Origin of the sequence: Winogradskyella vidalii, assembly GCF_013403955.1 — a bacterium.
Taxonomy (GTDB): Bacteria; Bacteroidota; Bacteroidia; order Flavobacteriales; family Flavobacteriaceae; genus Winogradskyella; species Winogradskyella vidalii.
Window position 1 is genome coordinate 499,290 of record NZ_JABFDG010000002.1, and the last position, 6,000, is coordinate 505,289.

The following is a 6,000-nucleotide window of genomic DNA, read 5'->3' on the forward strand; positions in this document are numbered from 1 at the left end:
TTATGTACAGATTAAATACAAAAAACAGTTTATTTAAAACATGAAATTTCTCATAAATGTCAAAATAAAAAAAAGATGAAAATGAAGATTTTAGCCATTTTTACAACCAAAGCTCTCTACATTATGAAAAAAGGGGTTAAAAACCCCCTTGAAAACTATCAAATAACAACACTATTAACCAATTTTAATTAAAAATTAAAACTTTATTATAGGTAAGTCACATAAAACCGAAATAGATATCATTTATTTAGTTATAAATCACAATCTAAATTCGCTAATTTTATATAAATTATTTGGAACATAAGATGTTAAGATTATATATTGAAAACTCAATCAATCAAATAACCGATTTATTAACCTCTAAAACCCAACCATTATGATGACATTAGCACACCTTATTATTGATATTATTATTTCAAGCTTCTAAATCAATAATTGTTCAACCCAAAAAAAAAGTAAAACTTAGTTCTAGAATAAGTTTTACTAATTTTGTAACTCACTTTTTTATTAGTATAATACTAAGCATAGCTAAAAGTTACAAATTAAAATTATGAAGAAATCGTTCTTTAAACTTATTGCAAAAATCAATAAGGCCATTCTCCCTAGTTACTCTAAACAACAATTAGACCTTAGCAAAGCCACTAAATTACAACTTGCAATTGTAGGCTGGCGCGTCTATGTAACTAAAAATGCTATTGAATAAATAGCAAAAAAAAAGCCCTTCCTGTTAAGGAAAGACTTTCATATATCTTAGTAAGAACTACAACTTACATTGCAGCTACACGCTTAGTTAACTGTGATTTTAAGTTACCAGCTTTATTAGCATGAATAATATTTTTCTTTGCTAATTTATCTACCATACTAATAACTGAAGGTAACATTGTTTGTGCCTCTTTAGCATCAGTAAGCTCACGTAATTTTTTTATAGCATTACGAGTAGTCTTATGGTGATACTTGTTAAGTACACGTCTTTTTTCGTTACTTCTTATTCTTTTTAAAGCTGACTTGTGATTTGCCATTTTATTTCTTCTTATTAAAATTGTAGCCCGTAGGGGAATCGAACCCCTCTTACATGGATGAAAACCATGCGTCCTAGCCGATAGACGAACGGGCCATTTTGGTTATAATATTATTTAAATGAACCAACAATGTTTCCATTGCGGGTGCAAATTTACAACTAATTTTAAGTTGTGCAACAATAAAACAACTTTTTTTTAAAAAAAATTAATAAGCCTTTGCAAAAAGCACGCGTTGAGTTGATCGTTTACCACTATATATGCACTTTCCTTCTTCTTTTTTATTGTTCATAGGAATACATCTAATCGTTGCTTTAGTCTGCTCTTTAATCAGCTGCTCTGTCTCTGCAGTACCATCCCAATGCGCAGAAATAAAACCTGTTTTAGTTTCTAGTACTTTTTTAAATGTTTCAAAGTCTTCGACTTCGGTAATATGTTCATCTCTATAATTGAGTGCTTTTTTAAACAATTCATCCTGAATTACCTCTAAGAGATTTTTAATTGTTGTAGCTAATCCTTCTATTTGAACAACTTCTTTAGTTAAAGTATCACGTCGAGCTAATTCAACAGTATTATTTTCTAAATCTTTAGGACCTATTGCAATTCTCAACGGAACACCTTGCAATTCATGTTGTGCAAATTTGGCACCTGGTCGGTGTGTTGTTCTTTTATCAAATTTACAACTTACCCCCAAAGCTTTAAGTTCTTCAATAATTCCTGCAGCTTTCTCCGAAACAGCTTCAAATTGTTCATCAGTCTTAAATATAGGAACAATGACAACTTGAGATGGTGCTAAATTAGGTGGTAGAACCAAACCTTTATCATCACTATGTGTCATAATTAAAGCGCCCATTAATCGCGTAGAAACCCCCCAAGACGTTGCCCAGACATGATCTAACTTCCCTTCATTATTTGTAAATTTAACATCAAATGCTTTTGCAAAATTTTGACCCAAAAAATGTGATGTTCCTGCCTGTAAAGCTTTTCCATCTTGCATTAAAGCTTCAATACAATACGTTTCAACTGCACCCGCAAAACGTTCACTTTCTGTTTTCACACCTTTAACAACAGGGATAGCCATAAAATTCTGTGCGAAATCAGCATACACATCATTCATTTGCTCTGCCTCCACCAATGCTTCTGCCTTTGTAGCATGTGCCGTATGTCCTTCTTGCCATAAAAATTCAGCGGTACGTAAAAATAAACGGGTTCGCATTTCCCAACGGACCACATTTGCCCATTGGTTAATCATTATAGGTAAATCTCTATAACTTTGGATCCACCCTTTATAAGTGTTCCATATTATTGCTTCACTTGTAGGCCTAACCACAAGTTCTTCTTCGAGTTTAGCTTCAGGATCAACTCTAAGCTTGCCTTCATTATCTGGATCATTTTGCAATCTATAATGTGTCACAACTGCACATTCTTTTGCAAAACCTTCAGCATTTTTTTCTTCAGCCTCAAATAAGCTTTTAGGAACAAACAAAGGAAAATAAGCATTCTCATGCCCTGTTTCTTTAAACATCCGATCTAATTCGGCTTGCATTTTTTCCCAAATAGCATAACCGTAGGGTTTTATAACCATACAGCCTCTTACCGCAGAGTTTTCTGCTAAATCGGCCTTAACCACCAATTCATTATACCATTTTGAATAATCCTCAGCTCTACTTGTAAGATTTTTGCTCATTTTATATGTTTTGGCACAAATATTGTGCTTGTGTTAAAAGTATTAAATAGTTCAACAAAACTAACTATTTTTACTATGTTCAACAATAAAAAAAAAGAGATATGCAATTTAAAACTATTATAACTAAAAAATTGCCATTTTTTGTTGCACTTGGTTTAGCAACGGTGTTAACTTCTTGTGGATCTTTCCAGTATGCTGGATATGACAATGACGGTATTTATTCTTCGGAAGACTACGTTAATGAAACTGAAGAACCTGTCGCAACAACTTCAACTAACAGCTCTAGCTATTATAAAAATTACTTTGCTGAAAACTCAGCAGAAGTTGACGCTATAAAGGAAGAAAGTGAAATATTTACTGATGTAGATTCTTATGAAGGTAATTATGTTGAAAACGCTCAAGACACACTTGTAGAAGAACAACCTTATGGTGGTTGGGGGCAAGACAACAGCACAGTTACTATTAATTATATAGATAATGGATGGTATGGCTACAATAGCCCTTGGATGTGGAATGTTGGATTTGGCTATGCAGATTATGGCTGGAGACAACCTTGGAGATGGAATAACTGGGGATGGAATAACCATTGGGCTTATGGTGGATATTACGGCTATGGCTACCATTCACCTTGGCATTATGGTTATGGCTATGGTTACGGTTACGGCTATAATAATTGGGGTTGGAACAATAATTATTACAGAAACAACAATAGGTATGCTTACAGTAACTCTAGAAGAGGCTCTTTACTTTACAATAACAACTTAAGCAGAAGTAGTAGAAGTAATGCTGCTTTATCAAGACGAGATTATTCTGTACGTAGATCATCTAATGCTGCCTTAACTAGAAGCAGTCAAAGGACGAGCCTTAGATCAAACACTTCAGCTAGAACGTTTAGAAACTCAAGTTCAACACGATCAAGCGTACGTACTTCTAGGTCAAGTACTAGTGCTAGAACAACTAGACCTACTACAACGCGATCGACAAGCACAACCCGTTCAACCAGATCTAATTCTAGAGCAACGACACCTACTCGAAGCTCAAGGTCTTCTGGTACAACGACGCGATCTAGCTCTAGTAGCTCAAGATCTTCATCAGGAACAGTAAGGTCTTCTGGAAGCTCTAGATCAAGCAGTAGTGGTAGTAGTTCATCTAGTAGTAGACGTGGTAGAGGATAATCTTATTATTAATTCCAAATTTTAAAAAATTTACTTATGAAAAAATTACTTATGCTAAGCATAGGCATACTGTCCTCATCTTATATATTAGCACAAGATATCACAGATGCTGTTAGATATTCTAAAGATGACATACAAGGGACAGCACGTTTTAAGGCCATGGGTGGTGCTTTTGGAGCATTAGGAGGCGATATGTCTGCAGTTAATATTAACCCAGCAGGTTCTGCAATTTTTAACAAAAGCCATGCGTCATTCTCTTTGGGTGGATTTAATAAAGATAATACCATTAGTTATTTCAACGGCGGTAATTCAGCTTCCAACACCAATATTGATTTAAATCAGCTAGGTGCTACTTTTGTTTTCGATAACATGAATTCAAATTCGCCATGGAAAAATTTTACTATAGGTGTAGCTTATGATCAAACTGCAAATTTTGATGACGAATGGTTAGCCAATGGCACAAATCCAAATAACACAATTGGTAACTATTTTTTAAATAATGCAGAAGGTCTAAGACTTGATGAAATTTCTGCGCTTCCTGGAGAATCAATATCTCAAGCTTATTCTGAAATCGGTTCTATATATGGAGTTCGAAATCAACAAGCTTTTTTAGGCTATGAAGGCTTTATATTTGACCCTGTTAGTGATACAGACGACAATACGTCCTATACATCTAATATTGGTGGTGGCAACTATAACCAGCGCTATGCCTATGCGAGTTCAGGTTACAATGGAAAATTAGCCTTTAATTTATCGACAAGTTATGATGATAAATTTTACTTTGGCTTGAACCTTAATTCGCATTTTATCAATTATGAACGCAGTACATTTCTTGAAGAATCTAATTCTAATGCTGCCTCAACTGTTACTAATGTCGATTTTGAAAACAATCTTCTTACTACAGGAAGTGGATTTTCTTTTCAACTAGGTGGTATTGCTAAGTTAACTAATGAATTAAGACTTGGTTTATCCTACAATTCTCCTACTTGGTATCGAATCTCTGATGAAACTTCGCAATACCTTGGAACTACCGTACGAGATGGTGGTGGCGGTGCAGATTACATCCCTGTGAACCCAAATGTTGTTAATATATATGAAGAATACAAATTACAAACCCCTAGTAAACTAACAGGAAGTTTAGCTTATGTTTTTGGAAAAAAGGGCTTAATCAGTTTTGATTATTCGGTTAAGGATTATAGCAACACAAAATTTAAACCCACTTCAGACATGTATTTTTCTAGCTTGAATACAGACATAACCAACAGCTTAGATACAGCTGCTTCATACAGGTTTGGTGGTGAATACCGCTATAAACAAATTAGCTTTAGAGGTGGTTATCGCATAGAAGAAAGTCCCTATAAAGATGATAATTTCTATGGTGATTTAACAGGGTATTCTTTAGGTTTAGGCTATAATTTTGGTAACCTGACTCTAGACCTTGCTTTTAGTCAAGCTGAACGCGATATTAATCATCAACTATACAGTGTTGGATTAACAGATGCCGTTTCAGTTGACTCAAAATATACAGATGTTATTTTAACTTTGGGTTTCAGTTTATAAAAGACTTAAATTTTATCATAAAGCCTAAACACTATGCTTGTGTTTAGGCTTTTTTTTTATGCCCGAGTACTCAAAATAAAACAACAACTAAAACATCTTAATTTTAATAGTTCACAATTAGATTTATCTGAAAATTTATGAATTAATTTCTCCTCAAATAACATTCTAACCTCACAATATACACCATACTATTATTACCAGTTTGAGAATCATACTTAGTTAATAAATTCTAATGAACGAGATTTAGACAAGCTGAGAATCCCCCATAAATTAACTGTAAAATCTATTAAACCTCCACTACAAGTTAATATACTATAGCTTAAAATAACTTAAGTTACCTCTTATTAATCATAAGAATATTTATATAAAAAAGCCTGAGCAAAATATAATGCTCAGGCTTTTAATTTTATGATTTAGTCCTCATTTATCGTTTCAATGTAAAATGGGCTTTAAATTCTTTACGTACATTGGTCAATGGCTCATCATATTCTACTGTAAACCAGTAATCACTCGTTGGCAATGGACTGTTATTAAACGTTCCATCCCAACCTTCGCCTTCTGG

The 6,000-nt window shown here is 33.7% G+C and carries 6 protein-coding genes and 1 tRNA gene; 3 read left to right on the plus strand and 4 right to left on the minus strand.

The window, feature by feature from the left end:
* Positions 1-550: 550 nt before the first annotated feature.
* Positions 551-703, plus strand: coding sequence for an SsrA-binding protein (locus tag HM982_RS08940; protein WP_179352798.1), 153 nt, complete (start codon positions 551-553; stop codon positions 701-703).
* Between the two features lie 64 nt (positions 704-767).
* Here the strand turns inward: HM982_RS08940 and rpsT are convergent, their stop codons facing one another.
* The 3 genes from rpsT to proS all read right to left on the minus strand — a co-directional run bounded on the left by rpsT (position 768) and on the right by proS (position 2,703).
* Positions 768-1,019, minus strand: coding sequence for a 30S ribosomal protein S20 (gene rpsT, locus HM982_RS08945; protein ID WP_179352799.1), 252 nt, complete (start codon positions 1,017-1,019; stop codon positions 768-770).
* Between the two features lie 23 nt (positions 1,020-1,042).
* Positions 1,043-1,114 (minus strand) — tRNA-Glu (locus HM982_RS08950).
* 110 nt (positions 1,115-1,224) lie between these two features.
* The gene (gene proS / locus HM982_RS08955; protein ID WP_179352800.1) at positions 1,225-2,703 is read right to left on the minus strand and encodes a proline--tRNA ligase; all 1,479 of its coding nucleotides are present in this window, start codon (positions 2,701-2,703) and stop codon (positions 1,225-1,227) included.
* Between the two features lie 101 nt (positions 2,704-2,804).
* On the opposite strand from proS, the gene HM982_RS08960 reads away from it, so the two are divergent.
* Entirely contained in the window at positions 2,805-3,878 is a 1,074-nt protein-coding gene (locus tag HM982_RS08960) for a hypothetical protein (protein WP_179352801.1), read from the plus strand.
* Between the two features lie 36 nt (positions 3,879-3,914).
* Positions 3,915-5,438 (plus strand): OmpP1/FadL family transporter, encoded by a 1,524-nt coding sequence (locus tag HM982_RS08965; protein WP_179352802.1) that lies wholly within the window; start codon positions 3,915-3,917, stop codon positions 5,436-5,438.
* Positions 5,439-5,862: 424 nt separating this feature from the next.
* On the opposite strand, the gene HM982_RS08970 is transcribed toward HM982_RS08965, so the two are convergent.
* A partial coding sequence (locus HM982_RS08970; RefSeq protein ID WP_179352803.1) for a T9SS type B sorting domain-containing protein occupies positions 5,863-6,000 on the minus strand: 138 nt, incomplete at its 5' end.

Excerpts from the sequence above, each read along its gene's own strand:
- HM982_RS08940 (WP_179352798.1), top strand. The coding sequence starts at position 551 with ATGAAGAAATCGTTCTTTAAACTTATTGCAAAAATCAATAAGGCCATT.
- rpsT (WP_179352799.1), bottom strand. The coding sequence starts at position 1,019 with ATGGCAAATCACAAGTCAGCTTTAAAAAGAATAAGAAGTAACGAAAAA.
- proS (WP_179352800.1), bottom strand. The coding sequence starts at position 2,703 with ATGAGCAAAAATCTTACAAGTAGAGCTGAGGATTATTCAAAATGGTAT.
- HM982_RS08960 (WP_179352801.1), top strand. The coding sequence starts at position 2,805 with ATGCAATTTAAAACTATTATAACTAAAAAATTGCCATTTTTTGTTGCA.
- HM982_RS08965 (WP_179352802.1), top strand. The coding sequence starts at position 3,915 with ATGAAAAAATTACTTATGCTAAGCATAGGCATACTGTCCTCATCTTAT.